Origin of the sequence: Variovorax defluvii, assembly GCF_039541515.1 — a bacterium.
Taxonomy (GTDB): Bacteria; Pseudomonadota; Gammaproteobacteria; order Burkholderiales; family Burkholderiaceae_C; genus Variovorax; species Variovorax defluvii.
Map to the genome: position 1 here is coordinate 123,534 of NZ_BAABGJ010000021.1, position 20,030 is coordinate 143,563.

The following is a 20,030-nucleotide window of genomic DNA, read 5'->3' on the forward strand; positions in this document are numbered from 1 at the left end:
CGCGGATGCAGAACAAGCCCAGCCGGCGACCGGCACCCTCCCTGTCCATCCCCGAGCTGCTGCGGCGCTCGGTGTGGTTTCCCGCGCTCGATGCCGGGGCGCAGGCGCGTGTGCTCGAGGACATGCGCGAAAAGCCCGTGGCCGCCGGCGCCGCCCTGTGCCGGCGCGGCGACACGCCGCTGCACTGGTACGGCACGCTGGAGGGTCTGCTCAAGTGGTCCGTCACCTCCGGCGATGGCCGCTCCGTGACCTTCGGCGGCCTTTCGGTCGGCAGCTGGTTCGGCGAAGGCACCCTGCTGCGCGCCGTGCCGCGCTCGGCCGACATCATCGCCCTGCGCGACAGCCGCGTGGCGCTGCTGCCCCTGGAGACCTTCGAGTGGTTGCACCAGACGCAGATGAGCTTCAACCACTTCCTGCTGCGCCAGCTCAACGAGCGCCTGCACTGGTTCATGGGCAATTACGCGGCGCACCGCCTGCTCGACGCCGACAGCCAGGTGGCGAGGGCGCTGGCCGGGCTCTTCCATCCCTGGCTGCACCCCGACGTCGATGTGCATCTTCAGACCTCGCAGGAAGAGATCGCCAACCTCTCGGGCCTCTCACGCCAGCGCTGCAATGCGGCGCTCAAGCGCCTGCGCGGGGCGGGCTTGCTGCGCATCGAGTACGGCGGGATCACCGTGATCGATCTGGAGGGGTTGCGGCGCTTTGTCGAATAGCGCTGCGGCGGGTTTGTCAGTGCTGCTGCTGCTGCTTCTTCACCAGCGGCTTGGCGCCGGGGCTTTGCTGCGGCTCGCCCTCCTGGGCGGGGCGTGCGGGGACCGGGCTGTCGGACTCGCGCGCATGGCGTTCGTGCGAGCGGGAGAGGGGTCGATCGTCGTGGCGATGAGGCGGATGTCTGAACATGAGGAGCTTCTCCTGTCTCGGAAGTTGCGCAGGCTTCAGAACTTGGGCGCCAGGCGCGGGGGTCGCTCCGGCGCCTCGCCGCTGCTTTCGTCGTCCACCCTGGCCAGGCGCAGGCGCGCTGCCTCGTGCTGCACGTGCAGTTGCGCGAAACGCTCCTGCGCCTCCGGGCGCATCGGCTCCTGCAACATGCAGGCGACGAAGAAGCGCGACTCCTCGGGGTTCAAGCCTTGCAGAACTTCCTCGCCGCGCGCATCGACGGCCAGGGCGTGGTGCTCCACGAGGGCGTTGCGCTGCGCCGCCGGCATTTCGAGGGTCTTCATGGAGTTGCAGTTCCTTTCAAGCGCCTGCCATTCATAGACTGCAGCCTGCGCGTCTACATCGACTCTGCGCCCTGCACGCGGCTACGGCGCCGGAAGAGGCCGCATTCGGTGGGTGGGCAATGGCTGACAGAACGGGTGAAACGCGGCGCAGGCGCCGCGTGTTGGTTCACGGTTTTTCAACCCCGCCGTGCGCCTGCAGCAACGCATCGCGGAAGGCCAGCGCCGCCCGGCTCGGCGCCGGCGAGCGCCGCATCACGCACACGAAACCGCAGTCGTAGCGGAACAGCGACGGCCGCACCGGCCGCATGCGCCCGTCCTGCTCGAAGATGCGCCCGTAGTGGTCGGGCAGGAAGCCCAGGAAGCGCCCCGAAAGGATCAGCGTTGCGATCGCTTCCTGGTCCAGCCCGGTCGCGGCGCGCTTCAGCCCCGCGCGGTGGCTGGCCTCCATGTTGGGCGAGTGATAGCCCAGCCCCGCAAAGCGGTGCGCGCGCAGCCCCTTCCAGTCCAGCCTGGTGTTGGGGCCCTCGAACAGCGGATGGCCGGCGCCGCAGTACAGCAGCATGGTCTCGTCGAACAGCAGGTCGTAGGCCAGGCTCTCCGACTGCCGGTGCGAGGGGATGATGCCCACGTGCAGGCTGCCGTCGATGAGCTGGCGTTCGATGGCGTTGATGGTGCCGATCTGGATCTGCAGTGCCACCTCCGGCGCGCGCTCCGTGAAGTCGGCGATCGCCTGGCCGATGTGCGCCTTCGGGTTGGTCGCGGTCTTGTCGAACAGCCCCACCTCCAACGGCCCGCCCATGCGCTCGTGGATGTCGTCCACGCTGCTGCGGAAGGCGTCCACCGCGCCCAGCAGGCGCAGGGTCTCCTCGTACACGCGCTGGCCCTCCACCGTCAGCGCGAAGCCGGCGCGTCCGCGGCGGCACAGCGTCAGGCCCAGGCGCGTTTCCAGGTCCTTGATCTGGCGGCTGATGGTGGAGGTGCCCACGTTCAGCTCCAGCTCCGCCGCCGTCATGCCGCCGCAGTCGGCCACGGCCTTGAAGACCTTCAGCATGCGCAGGTCCGATTCGCCGAGCTGGCCCAGGCGGGGGGCGGTGGAGGAGGTTGGCTTTACTTTCATGAGCCCGCAAGTGAACCGGGATATTCTGGCATTGGCCGAAGTATTGCGCCTGCCCAGAATCCGGCCATCGCCACCCTCACGCGCTGCCGCGCCTGCCTGCCATGAGCACTCTCGCCACCGACGCCCCCGGCCAAGCCGCCGTCCGCACCGACGCCGCCTGGCTCGATGCCCACTGGATGCCCTTCACCGCCAACCGCCAGTTCAAGGCCGACCCGCGCCTGATCGTGGAGGCCAAGGGCCTGTACTTCACCGACAGCGACGGCCGCAAGATCTTCGACGGTCTGTCCGGCCTGTGGTGCTCGGGCCTGGGCCATGGCCGCCCCGAGATCACCGAAGCCGTCAGCCGCCAGGTCGCGAAGCTGGACTACTCGCCTGCCTTCCAGTTCGGCCACCCGCTCTCCTTCGAGCTCGCCAACCGCCTGCGCGAACTCACGCCCGCGGGGCTGGACTACGTCTTCTTCACCGGCTCCGGCTCCGAATCGGCCGACACCTCCCTCAAGATGGCCCGCGCCTACTGGCGCGCCAAGGGCCAGGCCGGCAAGACCCGCCTGATCGGCCGCGAGAAGGGCTACCACGGCGTCAACTTCGGCGGCATCTCCGTCGGCGGCATGGTCGCCAACCGAAAGACCTTCGGCCAGACGGTGGAGGCCGATCACCTGCCGCACACCCAGCTCGCTGCCAACGCCTTCTCGCGCGGCGAACCCGAACAGGGCGGTGCCGAGCTGGCCGACCGCCTGCTCGACCTGATCGCGCTGCACGACGCGAGCAACATCGCCGCCGTCATCGTCGAGCCCTTCTCCGGCTCGGCCGGCGTCGTGATCCCGCCCAAGGGCTACCTGAAGCGCCTGCGCGAGATCTGTACCGCCCACAACATCCTGCTGATCTTCGACGAGGTGATCACCGGCTTTGGCCGCGCCGGCGCCATGACGGGCTCCGAGGCCTTCGGCGTGGTGCCGGACATCATGAACGTGGCCAAGCAGGTCACCAATGGCGCGCAGCCGCTGGGCGCGGTGATTGCGAAGAAGGAGATCTACGACACCTTCATGGCCACCGGCGGCCCGGAGTACATGCTGGAGTTCCCGCACGGCTACACCTACTCGGCCCACCCGGTGGCCTGCGCCGCTGGTGTCGCCGCGCTGGATGCGCTGGTCAAGGAAGACATGGTCGGCCGCGTCAAGGCGCTGGCGCCGCACTTCGAGGCCGCGGTGCACAGCCTCAAGAGCAGCAAGCACGTGACCGACATCCGCAACTACGGCCTGGCCGCGGGCCTGACGCTGGCCTCGCTGCCGGGCGAGCCGGCCCGCCGGCCCTACGAAGTGGCCATGGCCTGCTGGAAGAAAGGCTTCTACGTGCGCTACGGCGGGGACACCATCCAGCTGGCGCCGCCCTTCGCCTCGGAGAAGGCGGACGTGGAGCGGCTGGTCAGTGCGCTGGGGGATGCGCTGGCGGAGACGGCCTAGCTGCCCCAACTGGCCGCGAGCAGCGGCGACAGGCTGTCGCGGACGTCCGGCGCCAAGGTCGTCTGGCCCGCTGCCGGGGGCGCGAAGCTGGCCATGGCCTGGATCAGGCCCTGAACCTGGCTGTCGAACAGCATCTGGCCGTTGCTGGTCCTGAACTGCTCGACGTGGTGGGCGCTGCCGGAGTACCAGTTGTTGATGGTGAGCCTGTCGTCGGTGCCGATGATGCTCACCTGCAGGTCGTAGCCGCTCTGGCGAAACCACAGCTGGTCAGCGGACACGTCGCTGCCGAAGCTCACGATGTCGCTGTTGCCTGCCGCGGTGTCGTCATCGGAGATGCTGTCCTGGCCGCTGCCGCGCTGGAACACGTAGGTGTCGTTGCCCGAGCCGCCGTTGAGCGTGTCGTTGCCTGCGCCGCCATCGAGCGTGTCGTCGCCGCTGCCACCGCTCAAGCTGTCGTTGCCCAGGCCGCCGGCGATCGTGTCGCTGCCGGTTGTGCCCACCAGGCTGTCGTTGCCATCCGAGCCCGAATAGAGCTTGGCCAGCAGCGCAGCGGTATCCCAGCTAGTGCCGTCCTCGAACTGCACCTGCTGCAGCGTGTTGTAAGCGTTCGCCGGATTGGCGCCGTAGAAGAAGCCGTTGAGGGTGATCTTGTCGTTGGTTCCCGCGATCGAGAGTTCCAGCGTGTTGCCTCCCATCTCGTCGTCGTAGACCTGCTTGATTGCGATGTCGCCGGGCGCGACGCCGGCCTTCAAGCGCAACGTGTTCAGCTTGCCGGCCGTGTTGTCGTAGGTCACGCGAACCTTGTCCTGGCCATCGCCGCGACCGAACAGGTAGGTGTTGTTGCCCGTGCCGCCGTACAGCATGTCGTTGCCCGCGCCACCATCGAGCGTGTCGTTGCCGGCTTCGCCAGAGAGCGTGAGGGTGTCGATGCCGAAGAGCTCGCGGCCGGAGTCGATGGTGCCGTTGCCGTTGAGGTCGCGTACGAGGATGCCGTCATCGCTGCCGATCCAGCCGGTGCCGGTGCGGATGGTGTCGGCGTTGTGGTCGAAGAGGATGGCGCCGGAGGCGTGCTTGAGTTCCAGGCCATCGCCGTCGAGGTCGAGCATCAGAGGGTCGATGGGTTGGCGCCAAGCCCTAGCTTCGCGAAAACACATGTTGGTATTCGGCAGGATGTCCCATGGTTTAACGGGCCCAAGTTCTGGAAATAAGCGACCGATCTCCTCGTCCAAAGTTTTCCAGTCGGCCTCTTTCATTTGCCTGTGTTGTTCGTTGTACTCCTCAACATAGGGATCATCTAACGTTCCATCCGCCCTCTTTACGCCGTTTTTGTCATAGATATAAACGATACCCGGCGAGAGCTCTCTCGCATAGCTGGTTAGGTTCCATGCGATGTTGGAGCCCTTAAAAGCAAATTCTCCCTTACTCCAATCCATTGTGAAACCAGTCACCGATTCTTGGATCTTGTCTGCAAGCCAGAGGGCCGCGTCTTTAATTAATTCTTTCTCGTCAAATGCCATGATTCCCCCATGCGATATAAAGACCCAAAAGCACCCAGAAGACTATGTTGAGATTCCCCGGGCCTTTGTGATCGAAAAACCTCGAGTTGATCCAGTGAACTATTATTGCAATCAAGAAGAGAAACAAGACAGTTAAGTTGCTGAATATCAGTGAAAAAGCGTTGGAATGACTCATCGCCCAGGAGCGCAACGATCTTGCAAGACTACAAGAACTAATTCGGCCTTTGATCGGGCAGAAAATTCCCTTTCAAATTGAATAATCTTGCGAGGTGGAGTGGTGGAGCACGCAGTCATGGTCAGTTTTTTGGGTTTCAGCTTGAGCGCAGCATCTACAACAGGAGTCGCCAAGTCGGATCTTGTTGAATCAATGCTGTACGTCTCGGGGGTGATCATTACAACTACTTCCCGGTTGTTATCGCCACATCCACCGCTCACCAATGCGACTGCAAGGAGCAGACATAGCCACGATTTTTTATGAGTAAATGAATTCATTGTCCGACCACTTTGAAGTTTGAAGTTTGAAGTTTGAAGTTTGAAGCTCGACTGCACAGGCTGCGAATAGGGTGGAACTTGATGTTTCGGCGCACGGCTCTCTACTCGCAGGTAGTTTTCGCGACAATGAACTCATCGTATTTCGTTGAGCGCATCGGTGAGCGGGTGGCGCCGATGGCATGGAGCGCCATGGCATTAACCCAATCCTGCCCTTATGAAGCCTTGTCACCGAATGAATTCTTCGGCGGCAGAGAGGCCGTTTTGATCCAGGTCGCCCAAGACCATGACTTGGTTCGCCAGAGGGCCGCTTCCGTTAGGTAGCCGTCAATGCTTGCGCCGACATCGGTCGGGGTGTCGAAGCCAGCATCGGTGCCGTACTCATATCGCTTGTATGACAAGGGCTGTCCTGGATTGATTTCTAAAACGCCGGAGACGTGACGCGCCGCGCCGCGTACCGATGCAAAGCACACGGTTCCACCGGCGAAGCCCGGCACCCTACCCACTCTACGGGCGCTTTATTTAGGTCGCGACAGAATTCATCAGATTCGCGGCGCGATCAGCCCCACGCACTGACTCTTCACATTGCGGGAAGACCCGACTCATTCACCAAGCCGCCGGCAACTTCTTCAGAATCACCAGACGGCCTTCGCGCTGCCCGATGTACCCCCCGGCGGTCAGCTCCTTCATCACCCGGTTCACCATCTCCCGCGAGGCCCCCACGCGGTCGGCGATGTCCTGCTGCGTCAGCTTGTGCCGCAGCAGCCGCTCCTCCCCGGCCGGCTCCGAGAGGTCGGTCAGCACCCGCACCATGCGCCCGTAGACGTCCTGCAGGGCCATGCTGCGCACCTGCTCGGTCAGGCGCCGCACCATGCGGATGAGCTTGCGCGTCAGGTGCATCGCGAAGTCGGGGTGGTCGGCCAGGAACTGGCGCAGCTCCGAGCCCTGCACCACGCGGCAGGTGCAGGCCTCGATCGCCTTGATCGAGGCCGAGCGCGGCTCGCCGTCGATGGAGAGTTCGCCGAAGTACTCGCCCGGCCCGTATTCGTGCAGGACCAGCTCCCGCCCGTCGTCCGAGCTGGCGTAGATCTTCACCCGGCCCGACAGCAGGATGTACAGCGAGTCGGTGCTGTCGCCCTCGTTGATCAGGATCGCGTGGGCGGGGAAGTTGCGCGTCAGCCCGCGCGGGGCGATCGCATCCAGCAGATGCTGCGGCAGGCGGTCTTCGGCGTCGGTCATCGGTTCTCCGGTGATGCGCGTGCGGCCCAGGATGGGACGCACGATGGCGCGGGTGTGACGTAGTTCACATCCGCGCTGCGCACCGCTTCATCGAGAAAAACCCGGGGCTTCCCTAGATTTGCGTCATGGCCGGTGGGACCGTTTCCCCCGGCCCGGGAAGCGAAGCCAACCAGTCACCCGGAGCCCGCCATGACCGCCTCGTCCACCCGTCTTCTGCCGATCGCCCAGCGGGCCGGTCTGCGGCTGGCCGGCTGGGCGCAGGCCGTCCGGCCCACCCTGCTGGCCTTCGTGCTGGCGCTCAACGCCGTGCTGGTGGGCTGCGCCGGCCTGCCCGCCAACGTGCAGCGCCCCGTCTCCCAGGCCCGCGCCGACGTGACCGACACGCACCTGGCCGCCATCGCTGCCGCCTCGCTGCCCGCCGCCGCCGACGGCCAGCGCTCCGGCCTGCGCCTGCTGCCGGCCGGCGACCACGCCTTCGAAGCCCGCATCGCCCTGGCCCGCGCCGCCCAGAAGAGCATCGACGCCCAGTACTACGAGATCGCCGACGACGTCTCCGGCCGCCAGTTCCTGCGTGCCCTCGCCGACGCCGCCGCCCGTGGCGTGCGCGTGCGCCTGCTGGTGGACGACCTGCACGCCGCCGGCGAAGACGCGCTGCTGGCCGGCCTGGCCGCCCGTCCCAACGTCGAGCTGCGCATGTTCAACCCCCTGGCCGTGCGCAGCGGCGGCGTCGCCCAACGCGTGCTGCGCTCGGTCAACGAGTTCTCGCGCATCAACCGCCGCATGCACAACAAGCTCTTCCTCGCCGACAACCAGTTCGCCATCACCGGTGGCCGCAACGTCGCCGACGAATACTTCGACCGCAGCGGCTCCGACAACTTCATCGACATGGACCTCCTCGCCGCCGGCCCCGCCGTGCGCGCCCTGTCCGACGTGTTCGACGGGTACTGGAACAGCGAGCACGCCTATCCCATCCAGAGCCTGGTCGCCGAGTCGCTCACGCCCGAGCAAGCCCGCCGCCACTTCGACGCCGCCGTGCAGCAGTCCGAAGTGACCGACTTCCCGGTGACCGCCAAGGACCTGCTCGGCCAGACCAGCCTCGCCACCCAGCTGGCCACCGGCCGCGTGGAACTTCATGTCGCCGCCGTGCGCGTGCTCGCCGATGCGCCCTCCAAGGCCGACGTCGACGTGCAGCAGTTGAACGACGGCGCCGTGATGACCGGCAAGCTGGAGCTGGTGCAGTCGGCCCGCAACGAAGTCCTGCTGGCCTCCCCCTACTTCGTGCCCGGCCGCCGCACGCTCGACGTGCTGAAGCAGGTGACCGACAGCCGCGTGCGCGTTTCCGTCATGACCAACTCCCTCGCCACCACCGACGAGCCCCTGGTGCATGCCGGCTATGCCCGCTATCGCACCGCTCTGCTCGGCATGGGCGTCGCCCTGTTCGAGCTGATGCCCGGCAGCAACGGCGATGCCAAGGCCGCCGCCGTCGGCGAGCGCCATGGTTCGCTGGGCCGGCTGCATGCCAAGGCCGCGGTGGTGGACGGCCGCTGGCTCTACATCGGCTCCATGAACATGGACCGCCGCTCCGCCCATTCCAACACCGAGATGGGCCTCATCGTCGACAGCCCCGAGCTCGCCGGCCAGCTGGCCAGCCTGCTGCGCGGTGACCGCCGCCCGCCCGCCTACGAAGTACGCAGCGCCAACGGCGGCCATGGCCTGCAGTGGATCGCCAAGGACGGTGCAGAGTCCATCGTCTACGCGCAGGAGCCGAACCGCCGCTGGGGCGCGCAACTGCGCCTGTCGCTGGTCTCCGCCTTCGTCGACGAGGAACTGCTCTGAGCTGACCGGGTGAGCTCGCAGTACCATGGCCCGGCCATGGCCTGCCCCGCCTGCGGATTCGACGTCGACCCGGACTTCGCCTTCTGCCCGAAGTGCGGAACCCGCCTCGCTCCCGCCGCCCCGGCTCCGCCGCCCCCCGAGCCCGAGTCCGACCGCCGCATGGTCACCGTGGTGTTCGCGGACCTCTCGGGCTTCACCGCGCTGTCGCAGACCCTCGATGCCGAGGACGTGCGCGCGCTGCAGACCGAACTGTTCGACCTGATGTCCGGCGCCGTCAAGCGCTTCGACGGCTTCGTCGAGAAGTACGTCGGCGATGCCGTCATGGCCGTGTTCGGCGCCCCGGTCGCGCACGAGGACGACCCCGAGCGTGCCCTCAACGCGGCGTTGCTGATGCACCGCCAGGCCGCCAGCCTCAGCGAGCGCTGGGCCCCGCGCATCGGCCGGCCCCTGGACCTGCACATCGGCGTGCACAGCGGCCCGGTCGTGGCCGGCCAGCTCGGCAACCGCGACGACGGGGCCTACGCCGTCACCGGCGACACAGTGAACGCGGCCTCGCGCCTGCAGAACGCGGCCGGCGCCGGCGAGACCATCGTCAGCCGCGCCACCTGGGACCTCACCCGCCACGCCTTCGAATTCGACGCCGCGGGCGAGCTGACGCTCAAGGGCATCGCCCAGCCCATGCCCGCCTGGCGCCTGCGCGCCGCGCTCGCCGCGCCCCAGCCCACCCGCGGCCTGCACGCGCTGGGACTGGCCAGCGGCCTCGTCGGCCGCAGCGCCGAAATGCAGCGCCTGCGCGAGGCCTTCGAGCAGATGCGCGCCGGCCAGGGCGGCCTGCTGCGCATCGTGGCCGAGGCCGGCACCGGCAAGACCCGGCTCCTGACCGAACTCATGGCGCAGCTCGACGCCGAGGGCCGGCTCGACGGCGTGGTGCAGCGCCGCGCCGCCTGCTCGTCGCTCGGCGAGCGCGCCTACGGCGTGCCGGCCGCGCTGCTTCGAGACGCCTACGGCCTCAAGCCGCAGGACCCGCTCCCCGAAGTGCGCGGCAAGATCAGCGCCGCCGTCGCGGCCATGGGCGCGGGCGAGGCCGAGCAGCAGCAGCTCTCCGCCTTCCTCGGCTACGTGCTGGGCCTCGAGGGCGAAGACACCCGCACCCGCTATCTCGACCCCGAGCAGCTCCGGCAGCAGATCTTCGCCGCCGTGCTCGCCGTGGTGGAGCGCCGGCTGCAGCAGGGCGTGGCCGCGGTGATGATGATCGTCGAGGACCTGCACTGGGCCGACGCTGCCTCGCTGGAGCTGCTGCGCTACCTGCTGGAGCGGCTGCGCGGGCGCCCCTTCATGCTGCTGGTGACCCAGCGCGCCGCGCCCGCGCTCGAAGCGTGGGCCGAAGGCGCCGGCGCCCAGACCGTGCTGCGGCTGGAGCCCCTGTCCTCGCAATGCAGCGAGGCCCTGCTCGATGCCCTCTTCGGCAGCTCGGCCCAGGCCCTGCCCGAGTCGCTGCGCCGCCGCATCGTCGAGCATGCCGGCGGCAACCCGCTCTTCATCGAAGAGATGGCGCGCGCCCTCATCGCCGACGGCCTGCTCTCGCGCAAGTCCGGCGCCTGGGTCTGCAGCCCGCGCGCCACCGCGGCGCGGGTGCCCTCGACCATCCACGGCCTGCTGCTGGGCCGCATCGACCACCTGCCCTCGGGCGCGCGCCGCACCTTGTGCGAAGCCGCCGTCATCGGCCCGCAATTCAGCGAGCCGCTGCTGCGCCAGGTCGCGACCCTGCCGCAGGCCCTGCCCGATGCGCTGGAGACGCTGGTGGATGCCGGCCTGCTCGCCGCCATGCCCTCACCCGAGGGCCCGCGCTTCCGCTTCCGCCACGGCCTGTTCCAGGAGGTGGCCTACCAGAGCCTGCTGCTGCGCCGCCGCACCGAGCTGCACACCCGCATCGGCGAGGCGCTGGAGCGCCAGTGCGGCGGCACCCCGCATCAGCTGGAAGACCTGCAGGCCCTGGCCCACCACTTCCGCCTGGGCACGGACAAGGCGCGCGGCGCGCACTACCTGGTCGCCGCCGCCGACTGGGCGCGCGGCGCCTACGCCAACGAAGACGCCATCCGCGACTACCAGCTCGCCCTGGAAACACTGGAGGCCTGCGCCGCCCCCGAAGCGCCCCGCCTCGCCGTGCGCGAGCGCCTGGGCGACGTGCTCGCCCCCGCCGGCCGCATCGCCGAGGCCGCCCGTCACCTCGAAGCCGCGCGCGAAGGCCAGGCCCGCGCCGGCGACCGCGTCGCCCAGGCCCGCCTGCTGCGCAAGATAGCCGCCCTGCGCTGGGAGACCGGCGAACGCGCCGAGGCGCAGGCCTGCCTGGAAGCCGGCCTCGCCCTCATCGACGGCGACGCGCCCCACATCGAGCGCGCCTGGCTCTACGAGATGATGGGCGAGCTGCACTTCCGCACCGCCGACAACCACGGCGCCCTGGCCTGGACCCAGCGCGCCCTGGCCCACCTGGAAGCCCTGGAAGCGCAGCCCCCCGCCGACGAAGAACAGCGCCGCGACCTGCGCGCCGCCCTCGCCCTGGCGCACAACACCCAGGGCGTGGCCCTGGCCCGGCTCGACCGCCTCGACGAGGCCGTGGCCCAGCTCGAGCGCAGCGTCGCCGTCGCCCGCGAGGCCGACCTGCCCCAGGCCGAGTGCCGCGCCCTCTCGAACCTCGGCGTGCTCTACAGCTCCAGCCAACCGCAACACGCCATCGAGGCTTGCGAGCGCGGCCTCGAAACCGCGCGCCGCATCGGCGACCTCGGCCTGCAGTCGCGCCTGTCCGCGAACCTCGCGGTCGCCTACTGCACCCTCACCAACCGCTGTGACGAGCGCGGCGTCGGCGCGGCCCACACCGCCATCGAGATCGACCGCAGCACCGGCCAGCTCGACCACCTGGCCGTCTCGCTGGTGGTGCTGGCGCAGATCTACCAGTGCCACGGCGAGGCCGGCCGCGCGCTGCGCCACTACCAGGAAGCCCTGGCCCTGGCCGAGAAGAGCGGAGAGCCGCAGTTACTCTTTCCCTGCTACGAGGGGCTTGCAACCCTGTACCTCGACGTTGATGATGCAGTGCAGGCCGAGCGGTACATGACGCTCGCGCAGGACACCTGCCAGCGCGCGGGCCTGGACCCCGATGCGCTGGTCGTGCTGCCGTTCCTTTGCTGATTGCACTCCAGGAAGGAGGTCTTCCATGTCCATGACGATGAACCCCGTGGCGCCCGGCGAAGCGGCGCCTGGCTTCGCCCTCCCGGCCATCGCCGGCCCGGGCATCATCTCGCTCGACGACTACCGCGGCCGCAGCCCCGTGCTGCTGAGTTTGATGCTGGGCCTGTGGTGCCCCTTCTGCCGGCGCCAGCTCGTGCAACTGGCCGGCTTCGAAGGCAAGCTCAAGGACATGGGCGTCGACAGCCTGGCCGTGGTCGCCACCGCGCCGGAGAACGCGCGGCTGTACTTCAAGTTCCGGCCCACCAGGCTGGCGATGGCCTCCGACCCGGAGCTCTCGACCCACCGCGCCTACCGCATCCCCAAGCCCGTGCCCACGCCGGAGGTGATGCAGGCCTTGGACACGATCCGCATCAACCCCTTCGGCGACCTGCCCGAGCCGCTGCCCATCTCGCAGGCCGGCCAGGTGATGGCGCAGAAGGACGGCTACGCCATGACGCCGACCGACCAGGGCGACGTCGAGCGCCAGTGGCCGCAGCTCAAGGGCCTGTTCATGATCGATCGCGGCGGCATCGTGCGCTGGGCGTATGTGGAGTGCCAGACCGAGGGGCTGGCGGGGCTGGGCAAGTTGCCTTCGGAAGAAGAGATCCTGGAGGCTGCGCGCAGCTGCGCTGCCTGAAAAGCGCGTTGCCTCAGGCGTGCACCTTCCCCGACAGCGCCGCGCGCAGCCCGCCGAAGCGCCGCCGATACTGCGGCGGCGTCAGGTTGACCTGCCGCCGGAACAGCCGCCCGAAGAAGGCCGCGTCGTCGTAGCCCACCTCCTGTGCCACCGCCGCCACCGGCAGGTCGCCCGTCTCCAGCAGGTGCTTGGCCTCCTCGATGCGCATCGTGTGCACGTACTCCAGCGGCGCCATCCCGGTCGCCTGCCTGAAGCGGCGCTGGAACGAGCGCGCCGGCAGCCCGCTCAGCTGCGCCATCGCCGCCACCGGCGCCGGGTCGGCATAGTGGTCGGCGATCCAGGCCTGGCAGCGGCCGATCAGCGCGTCTTCCGTCTGGCGTGAGCGTGCCACGCGTGCGAAGGGCTGCTGGCCCACCTGGTGCCAGTCGATCAGCATGATCCGCGCGACCTGCATCGCGGTCTCGACATCGACGCAGCGCGCGATCACATAGAGCCCCAGGTCCATCCAAGAGCTGCCGCCGCCGGCCATCACCAGCCGGTGCCCCTCGCCGGTCACCATCAGCGCGCGCTGCGGCTGCACGCGCACGGCCGGGTGGCGGCGCTGCATCGTCTCGCAGTAGGCCCAGTGCGTGGTCGCCTCGTGGCCGTCGAGCAGGCCGGCCTGCGCCAGCAGCATCGCGCCGGAACAGGCGGCCGTCATCAGCGAGCCGGCGGCATGGCAGCGGCGCAGCCACGCGGCCTCGCGCTCGAACGTCCCGGTCGCCCTCTCGTCGAGCCCCAGCATCGATTCGGGCACGCAGACCACGTCCGGCACGGGGCAGTCGGACATCGGCATGTCGACGCGGATCGGCAGGCCGTTGCAGGTCGTGATCGGCCCGGGCTGCGCGGCGACGATGACCGGGTCGAGCACCGACTGGCCGAACTGCCCTTCCACCACCACGGGCCAGTCGCGACCGGCGCCCTTGAACATCTCGTACAGACCGTAGACCACCGAGGCCGAGCTCAGCGGCGTGGCGACGATGGCGATCCGCGGGAGCGGTGACGCAGTGGTTCTCGTTGGCCGATCCATCAGTCTTGTTGCCGGAATGGCTTCGCGCATCGAGGTGCGGCGAATTTACGCTGGAGCCGGCATCTGCTCAACCCATCAACCCACAGGAGTTTCACCATGGCCACCACGCTGCGCGATGCGCACGGAGAAGCGCTTTCCACCACCGATCGCACGTCCCTCGCCGCTTACGACCGGGCGCTCGAACTGTTCCACGGGTATCGGCTCGACCCGCTCGCGGTGCTGATGCCGGCGCTGGAGCGCGACCCGGGCTTTGTCTCGGGTCACCTCCTGATGGCGGGCATGGTGCTCGGTGCCTTCGACGGATCGCTGCTCGGCGTCGCGAAGGCGAGTGTCGATGCCGCGGCGGCCCACGCGTCGCGAGCGAACGCGCGGGAGACATCGCTGATCGGCGCGCTGGGTGCGTGGAGCGGCGGCGACATGCTGCGGGGCAATCAGCTGCTCGGCCGCCACCTGATCGACCACCCCCGCGATCTGTTCGCACTGCAGATCGCGCACGCGAGCGACCTCTTCCTCGGCCATTCCTTCATGCTGCGCGACCGCGTCGCGCGCTCCCTGGCCCGCTGGAGCGCGGAGGACGAAGGCTACGGTTACGTGCTCGGCATGTACGCCTTCGGCCTCGAAGAGTGCAACGAGTATGGGCGGGCCGAAGACATCGGCCGGCGCGCCGTCGAGCTGCATCCGCAGGACAGCTGGGCCGTGCACGCCGTCGCGCACGTCTGCGAGATGCAGGGCAGGGCGGCCGACGGCATCCGCTGGCTGAAGGCGACGCAACCCGACTGGGCGACGGACTGCGCCATGGCCGTGCACAACCACTGGCACCTGGCGCTGGCGCACATGGGCGCGGGCGAGCTGGGCGCGGCGCTGACGCTCTACGACAGCGCGGTCACGCCGGCGCCCGAGGCGGTGGCGCTGAACCTCAACGATGCGACGGCGCTGCTGTGGCGCCTGATGTTGCGCGGCGTCGACGTGTCGTCGCGCTGGCAGCCCTTGGCGGCGCGTCGGGCCGCGCAGGCGGCGTGGGGCTGCAATGCGTTCAACGACATGCACACCGTGATGACCCTGGCGGGGGCCGGCGACGAGGTGGCGGCTGCGGCGGGCATCGAGGCGATGGCCCAGGCGCGGCGCTACCCGGGCGCGCACGACTGGGACGTGGCGCTGCAGGCCGCGGAAGGGCTGCAGGCCTTTGCGGAAGGGCGCAACGCGCGCTGCGTCGAGCTGCTGCTGCCCTTGATCGATGCGAGCCTCCCGCTGGGCGGGAGCCATGCGCAGCGGGATCTGCTGCACCTCACGCTCATCGAGGCTGCGGGGCGGGCAGGGGACCGGGCGCTGGTCAGGGCGATGGAGGATGAGCGCGCGGCGCGGAAAGTGCCAACGCGGGCCGTCGCGCGAACGGAAGAGGCGATCGCGGCCTGAGCATCCCTCGGAACACGGGCAAGGGCGCCGGTCAGCCGGGTGGTGCAAGACTTTCGTGTTGCGCGCTTTATCGGTCAAGGCCAGTATCTTGTATATATCGTCTTGAGGCGATAAAGTGCGTTCACTGGCTACCGCCGATAAACGCACGCCTCATGGACTACGCGATCCGACTCACAGACCAACTCAAGCCGCACCTTCGCGCCCTGCGCAAGCAGCGCGGCCTGACCCAGGCCCAGCTCGGGCAACGGCTGGGCCTTGGCCAAGCGCGCATCGCGGAGATCGAGGCCAAGCCGGGTTTGATCAGCGTCGATCAACTGGTCCAGATGCTGTCTGCACTCGGCGCCACCCTTGTCCTGCGTGACCTCGCAGACAGTGGCACGTCCTCAGCCGTGTTGGCGCAGGAGCCTCCGCCGAAGACCTCGCCCAAGCCACCCGCCAAACGGACTGCGACCCGGGCCCAGGCCCCATTGCGCGTCATCCCGCCGAAGAAGGGCTCCTGGTGAGCACCCTCGGCATCTGGATGAACGGCGAGCCCGTCGGGCACTGGAAGGTCGAGCGCGGTACCAGCACGCTGACTTACGCCAACGAGTGGCTGCAATCCGACAAGCGCCGTTCCCTGTCGCTGTCGCTGCCCATCACCGGTGCGCGCGTGATCCGCGGGCAGGTGGTGGACAACTACTTCGACAACCTGCTGCCCGACAACGACAAGATCCGCGAACGCCTGAGCCGCCGCTTCGGCACCCGCGATGCCGATGCCTTCTCCCTGCTCGAAGCCATCGGCCGCGACTGCGTGGGTGCCGTGCAGCTGCTGCCGGAAGGCATGGCGCCGCAGGGCTGGGACCGCATCGAGGCCGAGCCCCTGAGCGCCAGGGACGTGCGCAAGCTTCTGGACGCCGTGCCTTCCGAGACGCCACTGGGGCAAGGCGTGGACGACGAAACCCTTTTCCGCATCTCCATCGCTGGCGCGCAGGAGAAGACCGCATTGACGCGCGTCGGCAAGCGATGGTGCCGGCCGCACGGCGCGACGCCGACCACGCACATCTTCAAGCTCCCGCTGGGGCTGGTGGGCGGATCACGCCGCGTCGACCTGTCCGACTCCGTCGAGAACGAATGGCTCTGCGGGCAACTGCTCCGTGAACTGGGCCTGCCGGTCGCCAACACGGAGATGGCGGAGTTCGACAGTCGCAAGGTCTTGATCGTCGAGCGCTTCGATCGAGCCTGGATGGACGGCAACACGTGGATCGCGCGCTTGCCCCAGGAGGATTTCTGCCAGGCGCTCGGTCGTCCGGCCGCGAAGAAATACGAGAAGGACGGCGGGCCGGGCATGCAGGCTTGCCTCAAGCTGCTGGCGGGCAGCAGCGATGCGCAGGAGGATCGGACGACCTTTGTTCTGACACAGCTGGCCTTCTGGTTGCTGGCTGCGACGGATGGACATGCCAAGAACTTCTCGATCTTTCTGGGGGCGGGCGATGCGTATGAGATGACGCCGCTGTATGACGTGATCTCGGTCTTTCCGTATGTCGGCGATCGTGCAGATCAGTTTCGGTGGCGCACGGCAGGGTTGGCGATGGCCTTGCGCTCGAAGAATGCGCACTACGCGCTGCATACGATCCAGACCAGGCATTGGCAAGCGTTGGCGATGAAGAACGGCGGCCCGGCCGTCTGGGAGGCCATGCAGGCGATGGTTCAGGAAGCCGAAGCGGCCATCGGACGGGTGGAGGCTCGGCTTCCAGGCTCCTTTCCTGAAGTGACCTGGGAGCGCATCGCCAACGGCGTGCGTTCACAGGCGCGGCAGTTTGCGGTCGGGCTTCGGTAGCTGCCCTCACTTGCCCTTCTCGCGAATCGCCTTCCACTTCTCCTCGTACTCGTCGATCAGCCGCTGGTATTCGCTGAAGCCCCACGCAGCGATCTCGTCGCGGCGGGCTTCGAAGTCGGGGCTGCGCTCCTCGAACTCCAGCCGCGCCTTGAGGTTCTCCAGGTTGCCGCAGTGCTGCATGATCACCACCCACAACTCGCGCGGCGTGTAGAACCCGCCGGCCAGGGTGATGAGCGTGATGATCGCGCTGATGACCAGCACCACGTTCATCGCCACGATGCTCTGCCCGGCCGCCACCGTCTGGAAGCCCATGATTACCGTCACCAGCGCCGAGAGCCCGGCCGCGGACATCTGGTAGCCGAAGTTGAGGCGGCGGTACCACTTGGCGAGCTTGAGGCGGCGGGTGTAGGTGCTGTCGATCTGGCGGTGGACGAAGGCGAGCTGCGTCTCGGGGTGCTGACGTTGCGGGGGCTGGGGCTGCTGAGGCAGCTCCTGGTCGGCTTGTCGTTGTTGTTGCTGCTGGGAGAGGCTTTCCTCCGGCTCGAAGGCCGGCTCGAAAAGCTGGTTGCTTGCGTTGGGCAGGGCTGACATGGGCACGGTCCTTTCGCTGCAGTTGCCGTATCGCATCCCTCATCAAGACGTGAGGGATTGCTGGTGCGGGATCATGCAGCAGGTGGGACCGAAGTGCTGCCCTTGTTACTGCACGAAACGGTTGCCGTGCGAGGGGTGGTCAGGTGCCGCGTCGTGCTGCCATCGGGGCTTGCCGCCGTTGAGCGGCGTCAGTGTCTCGGCGGTGCGACGCCCTAAGCGAGTTGTGCCGGCTCACCGAGATACAGGCCCGTGATCTCCTCAGGCGGTTGAAGTCAGCGGGCCGGATCGCGCAGCACGGTGAACGGCGCTGGGCGTTCTACACGGTGGTTGATGAGGAGCGTTGACGCCAGGCTATGGACGTCTAAGGACGTCTATGAACCCCTATGGAAAACTATGGACGCGAGGGGGAGGGTGCGTGCTCGGCAAATCAATCGCTTAGCGGTGCTGCTAAAGATCGGTATGGATATTGGAGATCAAATCCACTCCATAGGCGGCAGGCGTGCCACCGATACGGACCGTGAGGTTCGTCACGTGGAGCAAGCGTAGGGCACCCCATCGTGGTCCAGAATTGCGCCGGGGCGACCGGCGTCATCGGCGTCGATGCCATCGCGAAGGCGAGCCGAATGGCTACGATCAGCGTTGCATCCAGTCGCGCGGATCTCCCCGATCACCCGCCAGGTCTCCGCCAAAAAACACCGCGTCCATGTCGTGCTCCACCAGCAGGATCGCGTCCACGCTTCCACCAGCGCCGCCTGGTCCGCTCACCTCGGCCAATAAGCCGAAAAGTCAAATGTCAGCTGACGGTGATGTCGGATCGACAGCAAATAGACCGTGTTGTTGGCCTCCATTGCCGTGTACAGCAATAGGTAGTCACCGTGCAGGTACTCCCTCAAGGAATCAGCGGCACCCGGCGGTAGCGCACTGAATTGGGCCAGCGCCTCGGCCGACTGCGGCGGGTTGTCCAGATAGCGGCGCCCGATGCGTGGAAAGCGGCCCAAATTCGGAATGACCGTGGCGCGCAATGCCGCCAACAGGTTGTCGAACGCAAAGGCCGCATCCGCCTCGGCCAAGAAGGCTTCGATGGTGTCCAGGCGCTCCAGGAAGCTCGCTGCCAGCTCGACCCGGTAGGCGCCTTCAGCCACGCTTTCTCACAACGGTGGCGGTACTGGCCCGACGAGGGGCCGCCTTCGCTGTCGACCCTTTCCGGCGTTGCTGAAGCTGGGCGATGGCGGCATCCGCCTCGTAGGTGCGTCCGGCCGCAATATCTGCGAGGCCGCGCTTCGCGTCCTCGATCAAAAGCAGGTGAATGCGCTCGCGCTCTAGGCGGTGGTAATAGTCCAGGCGGTCTGCGTCGATCAAGGCGACATAACTCTCGCCGTTCTTCGTGATGATCTTCTCCGCACCGGCCTTGGCTTGTTCAGCCAGTTCGGAGAGATTGGCACGTGCCTGGGTGAAAGGCACAACATCACTGGTCGAAAAGCCCATGGCTGCTCCAATGAGGGAGATGACAGAATTCTGTGCAGTCTACCTGCAAATCCGGTCTACACCGCCAACAAGTCCCGCCCCCTTCGCGTGGTGACTCTGCTGGGTGGGCTGGTGACTTTGTGATCAGGGCTGGTGACTTTGTGAGCCGACCTGGTGACTTTGCGACTCGGCCTGGTGACTTTCAGAGGCGCATGCACCTCCCCGGTGCCGCCGCCTTCACACCCCCAACAACTCCTCCAACACCTTAGGCTCCGCCAGCAGCCCGGCAGACGGCCCCTGCCTCACAATCCGCCCCTTCTCCATCACCACAGCCTGCTCTGTATTCCCCAGCACCTTCCGCCAATCCCGGTCCACGATCAGCGTCGCAATCCCTGTCGCGCGAATCTCCCCGATCACCCGCCAGATCTCCGCCACGATCAACGGCGCCAACCCCTCAGTCGCCTCATCCAGAATCAGCAACCGCGGATTCGTCATCAACGCCCGCCCGATCGACAGCATCTGCTGCTCCCCGCCCGACAGCTGCTGCCCCCCATGCGACAAGCGTTCGGTGAGTCGCGGAAAGGTCGTCATCACCCGATCGAAGGTCCACTCCCGCTTCCCGTCGATGCCTGCCCGCGCGCTCATCACCAGGTTCTCGCGCACGGAAAGATTGGGAAAAATCCCCCGCCCCTCCGGCACATACCCGATCCCCCGCCGCGCCATCTTCTCGGGCGCCCAGCCGGTCACGTCCTGCCCGTCCATCTTCACGCGCCCCGACGCCGGCCGCACGTAGCCCATCAGCGACCGGATCAAGGTGGTCTTCCCCATCCCGTTGCGCCCCAGCAGCCCCACCGACGTCGCCGCAGGCAGGCTCACATCCACACCCCGCAGGATGTGGCTGTCCCCGTAGTAGGTATTCAGCCCTTCGATCTGCAGCATC

At 67.6% G+C, this 20,030-nt stretch carries 19 protein-coding genes; 8 read left to right on the forward strand and 11 right to left on the reverse strand.

Annotated features, from left to right (window positions below; translation table 11 throughout):
* Nucleotides 1-5 precede the first annotated feature (5 nt).
* On the forward strand, nucleotides 6-713 hold the full coding sequence (locus ABEA07_RS12930) for a Crp/Fnr family transcriptional regulator (RefSeq protein ID WP_345538294.1): 708 nt from the start codon (nucleotides 6-8) through the stop codon (nucleotides 711-713).
* A gap of 16 nt (nucleotides 714-729) precedes the next feature.
* Here the strand turns inward: ABEA07_RS12930 and ABEA07_RS12935 are convergent, their stop codons facing one another.
* The 3 genes from ABEA07_RS12935 to ABEA07_RS12945 form a co-directional block, all read right to left on the reverse strand.
* The gene (locus tag ABEA07_RS12935) at nucleotides 730-900 is read right to left on the reverse strand and encodes a hypothetical protein (protein ID WP_345538295.1); all 171 of its coding nucleotides are present in this window, start codon (nucleotides 898-900) and stop codon (nucleotides 730-732) included.
* Nucleotides 901-935: 35 nt separating this feature from the next.
* On the reverse strand, nucleotides 936-1,220 hold the full coding sequence (locus ABEA07_RS12940; RefSeq protein ID WP_345538296.1) for a hypothetical protein: 285 nt from the start codon (nucleotides 1,218-1,220) through the stop codon (nucleotides 936-938).
* Nucleotides 1,221-1,386: 166 nt separating this feature from the next.
* Nucleotides 1,387-2,337: a LysR family transcriptional regulator gene (locus tag ABEA07_RS12945; protein ID WP_345538297.1), complete on the reverse strand. Its 951-nt coding sequence runs from the start codon at nucleotides 2,335-2,337 to the stop codon at nucleotides 1,387-1,389.
* Between the two features lie 101 nt (nucleotides 2,338-2,438).
* Here ABEA07_RS12945 and aptA point away from each other — a divergent pair, with 101 nt between their 5' ends.
* On the forward strand, nucleotides 2,439-3,797 hold the full coding sequence (gene aptA / locus ABEA07_RS12950; RefSeq protein WP_345538298.1) for an omega-aminotransferase AptA: 1,359 nt from the start codon (nucleotides 2,439-2,441) through the stop codon (nucleotides 3,795-3,797).
* Here aptA and ABEA07_RS12955 read toward each other — a convergent pair.
* The 3 genes from ABEA07_RS12955 to ABEA07_RS12965 all read right to left on the reverse strand — a co-directional run bounded on the left by ABEA07_RS12955 (nucleotide 3,794) and on the right by ABEA07_RS12965 (nucleotide 7,042).
* On the reverse strand, nucleotides 3,794-5,314 hold the full coding sequence (locus ABEA07_RS12955) for a calcium-binding protein (protein WP_345538299.1): 1,521 nt from the start codon (nucleotides 5,312-5,314) through the stop codon (nucleotides 3,794-3,796). The genes aptA and ABEA07_RS12955 overlap by 4 nt on opposite strands.
* Nucleotides 5,315-6,018: 704 nt before the next feature.
* The gene (locus tag ABEA07_RS12960; protein WP_345538300.1) at nucleotides 6,019-6,300 is read right to left on the reverse strand and encodes a hypothetical protein; all 282 of its coding nucleotides are present in this window, start codon (nucleotides 6,298-6,300) and stop codon (nucleotides 6,019-6,021) included.
* A 109-nt stretch (nucleotides 6,301-6,409) separates the two neighbouring features.
* Complete coding sequence (locus ABEA07_RS12965; RefSeq protein ID WP_345538301.1) at nucleotides 6,410-7,042, reverse strand: Crp/Fnr family transcriptional regulator; 633 nt, start codon at nucleotides 7,040-7,042, stop codon at nucleotides 6,410-6,412.
* A 189-nt stretch (nucleotides 7,043-7,231) separates the two neighbouring features.
* On the opposite strand from ABEA07_RS12965, the gene ABEA07_RS12970 reads away from it, so the two are divergent.
* From ABEA07_RS12970 to ABEA07_RS12980, 3 genes are read left to right on the forward strand one after another with little or no spacing between them, the layout of a single operon-like run.
* Nucleotides 7,232-8,878, forward strand: coding sequence for a phospholipase D-like domain-containing protein (locus ABEA07_RS12970; protein ID WP_345538302.1), 1,647 nt, complete (start codon nucleotides 7,232-7,234; stop codon nucleotides 8,876-8,878).
* A 9-nt stretch (nucleotides 8,879-8,887) separates the two neighbouring features.
* The gene (locus ABEA07_RS12975) at nucleotides 8,888-12,061 is read left to right on the forward strand and encodes an adenylate/guanylate cyclase domain-containing protein (protein ID WP_345538303.1); all 3,174 of its coding nucleotides are present in this window, start codon (nucleotides 8,888-8,890) and stop codon (nucleotides 12,059-12,061) included.
* A gap of 25 nt (nucleotides 12,062-12,086) precedes the next feature.
* On the forward strand, nucleotides 12,087-12,737 hold the full coding sequence (locus tag ABEA07_RS12980; protein ID WP_345538304.1) for a redoxin domain-containing protein: 651 nt from the start codon (nucleotides 12,087-12,089) through the stop codon (nucleotides 12,735-12,737).
* Between the two features lie 13 nt (nucleotides 12,738-12,750).
* Here ABEA07_RS12980 and ABEA07_RS12985 read toward each other — a convergent pair whose 3' ends face one another.
* Entirely contained in the window at nucleotides 12,751-13,806 is a 1,056-nt protein-coding gene (locus tag ABEA07_RS12985; protein WP_345538306.1) for a GlxA family transcriptional regulator, read from the reverse strand.
* Nucleotides 13,807-13,902: 96 nt separating this feature from the next.
* On the opposite strand from ABEA07_RS12985, the gene ABEA07_RS12990 reads away from it, so the two are divergent.
* From ABEA07_RS12990 to ABEA07_RS13000, 3 genes are all read left to right on the forward strand, one after another.
* Nucleotides 13,903-15,219 carry a tetratricopeptide repeat protein gene (locus tag ABEA07_RS12990; RefSeq protein ID WP_345538308.1) on the forward strand — a complete coding sequence of 439 codons (1,317 nt, stop codon included), beginning with the start codon at nucleotides 13,903-13,905 and terminating at the stop codon, nucleotides 15,217-15,219.
* 152 nt (nucleotides 15,220-15,371) lie between these two features.
* Nucleotides 15,372-15,722: a helix-turn-helix domain-containing protein gene (locus tag ABEA07_RS12995; RefSeq protein ID WP_345538310.1), complete on the forward strand. Its 351-nt coding sequence runs from the start codon at nucleotides 15,372-15,374 to the stop codon at nucleotides 15,720-15,722.
* Nucleotides 15,719-17,035 (forward strand): type II toxin-antitoxin system HipA family toxin, encoded by a 1,317-nt coding sequence (locus tag ABEA07_RS13000; RefSeq protein ID WP_425584129.1) that lies wholly within the window; start codon nucleotides 15,719-15,721, stop codon nucleotides 17,033-17,035. The genes ABEA07_RS12995 and ABEA07_RS13000 overlap by 4 nt, the downstream gene beginning before the upstream one ends.
* A 6-nt stretch (nucleotides 17,036-17,041) precedes the next feature.
* On the opposite strand, the gene ABEA07_RS13005 is transcribed toward ABEA07_RS13000, so the two are convergent.
* From ABEA07_RS13005 to ABEA07_RS13020, 4 genes are all read right to left on the reverse strand, one after another.
* Entirely contained in the window at nucleotides 17,042-17,626 is a 585-nt protein-coding gene (locus ABEA07_RS13005; protein WP_345538311.1) for an SLATT domain-containing protein, read from the reverse strand.
* Between the two features lie 761 nt (nucleotides 17,627-18,387).
* On the reverse strand, nucleotides 18,388-18,768 hold the full coding sequence (locus ABEA07_RS13010; protein WP_345538312.1) for a type II toxin-antitoxin system RelE/ParE family toxin: 381 nt from the start codon (nucleotides 18,766-18,768) through the stop codon (nucleotides 18,388-18,390).
* The gene (locus ABEA07_RS13015; protein WP_345538313.1) at nucleotides 18,761-19,111 is read right to left on the reverse strand and encodes a type II toxin-antitoxin system Phd/YefM family antitoxin; all 351 of its coding nucleotides are present in this window, start codon (nucleotides 19,109-19,111) and stop codon (nucleotides 18,761-18,763) included. The genes ABEA07_RS13010 and ABEA07_RS13015 overlap by 8 nt, the downstream gene beginning before the upstream one ends.
* A gap of 216 nt (nucleotides 19,112-19,327) precedes the next feature.
* The gene (locus ABEA07_RS13020; protein ID WP_345538314.1) at nucleotides 19,328-20,029 is read right to left on the reverse strand and encodes an ABC transporter ATP-binding protein; all 702 of its coding nucleotides are present in this window, start codon (nucleotides 20,027-20,029) and stop codon (nucleotides 19,328-19,330) included.
* Nucleotide 20,030: the final 1 nt, after the last annotated feature.